This is a genomic window from Streptomyces niphimycinicus (assembly GCF_018883605.1).
Lineage (GTDB): Bacteria > Actinomycetota > Actinomycetes > Streptomycetales > Streptomycetaceae > Streptomyces > Streptomyces niphimycinicus.
Genome location: NZ_JAHLEM010000996.1, coordinates 1 through 1,415, shown reverse-complemented (window position 1 = coordinate 1,415; position 1,415 = coordinate 1). Strand labels below are relative to the sequence as shown.

3 protein-coding genes and 1 pseudogene are annotated in these 1,415 nt (G+C 69.5%); 3 read left to right on the top strand and 1 reads right to left on the bottom strand.

The features are described from left to right. The coding region (locus KN815_RS46640; RefSeq protein ID WP_216347841.1) for an NUDIX hydrolase at nucleotides 1-481 on the top strand (481 nt) is incomplete at its 5' end. Between the two features lie 24 nt (nucleotides 482-505). Here KN815_RS46640 and KN815_RS46635 read toward each other — a convergent pair. Further along, nucleotides 506-763: a hypothetical protein gene (locus tag KN815_RS46635; protein WP_216347840.1), complete on the bottom strand. Its 258-nt coding sequence runs from the start codon at nucleotides 761-763 to the stop codon at nucleotides 506-508. Between the two features lie 274 nt (nucleotides 764-1,037). Between KN815_RS46635 and KN815_RS46630 the strand changes: the two are divergent. Together KN815_RS46630 and KN815_RS52500 are read left to right on the top strand one after the other, a co-directional pair. Beyond that, nucleotides 1,038-1,196, top strand: a pseudogene (locus tag KN815_RS46630) (MgtC/SapB family protein); the annotation flags it as partial. A gap of 157 nt (nucleotides 1,197-1,353) precedes the next feature. Further along, a partial coding sequence (locus tag KN815_RS52500) for a helix-turn-helix domain-containing protein (RefSeq protein ID WP_216347842.1) occupies nucleotides 1,354-1,415 on the top strand: 62 nt, incomplete at its 3' end.

The following is a 1,415-nucleotide window of genomic DNA, read 5'->3' as shown; positions in this document are numbered from 1 at the left end:
CCGGGTCAACCTCGCCGACGTCCGGCTCCCCGACGGGCGCCATTTGGACCACTATCTGATCCGGCTCCGTCCCGTGGCCGTGGCCACGGTGGTGAACGCGGCCAACGAGGTGCTGCTGCTGTGGCGCCACCGGTTCATCACCGACGCCTGGGGCTGGGAGCTGGCCGCGGGCGTCGTCGAGGACGGTGAGGACATCGCCGACGCCGCGGCCCGGGAGATGGAGGAGGAGACCGGCTGGCGCCCCGGCCCGCTGCGCCATCTGCTCTCCGTCGAGCCGTCCAACGGGCTCACCGACGCACGACACCACATCTACTGGGCCGAGGAGGCGTCGTACGTCGGGCACCCGGAGGACGACTTCGAGTCGGACCGCCGCGAGTGGGTGCCGCTGAAGCTGGTGCCCGACCTGGTCGCACGCGGTGAGGTGCCCGCGGCCAATATGGCGGCGGCGCTGCTGCTGCTCCACCACATCAGGCTCGGGTAGGCCGGGCCGCCGTCCGCACCGGCGCTAGTGTCCCGCTGCCTGCCATATCGCGAGGGCCAGGGCGGCCACCCCGGTCAGGGCGGCGATGGAGGGCAGCGGCCAGCGTCCGTGCTCCAGCATCCGCATCCGTCCGCCCAGTTGGTTCACGTCCTCCTCGGCCTGTTCTCCTCGGTGGTCGAGCAGGGCCAGCCGGCCGTCGACGCGGGTGAAGCCCACTTCGACGGTCCGGCGCAGTTCCGTCAGCTCCACGGCTAACGCGGCTTGCTCGGGCTCGGTGGTCACGGGTTGATCCCCTTCCGGATGTAACGTCCGTGCAGTGGTGACGCTCCGAGTCAAGCGCATGCACAGGTAGTGCGGGAGCGTGTGTGGGGATGGTGTGTGAGTCACCGGCGCACACCCCGTGCGAAAGGCGGTACTCAGCGGGTACGCGGCGGGTACTCACGGCGGGTACTCATGGGGGACGGCGGTCGAGGGGAGGGACCGCGCGGGGCGGACAGACCGGATGGATCGGATGGACCAGACGGAAGGGACGGATGTGCGACTGATCGCCGCTCCGATGTGGGAATTCGGTGTCGACCAGGGAGTCCGGCAGTTCGCCGAGCTCGGCGTCGCGCTGGTGCTGTCCACTCTGATCGGGCTCGAGCGGGCGGTGCAGCAGAAGAGCGCCGGGCTGCGCACCCACACCCTGGTGGGCGTGGGCAGCGCGCTGTTCATCGGGACTCCTTCGTGGATACCCCGGCCTTCAGGCCGGTGAGGAAACGAAGCTCCTGCGGAGCAGGGCAGGGAAAGGTGAATCGCCGTCAGGGCGCTTCGGCGTCTGTGGTCACCGGCCGACACCCGCTCCTCACATGGGAGCTGATAAAGTGTGAGGTATGGCGCAGCAGGTCAAGCGGGCGTTCAAGTACCGCTTTTACCCCACGGACGAGCAGGCGGC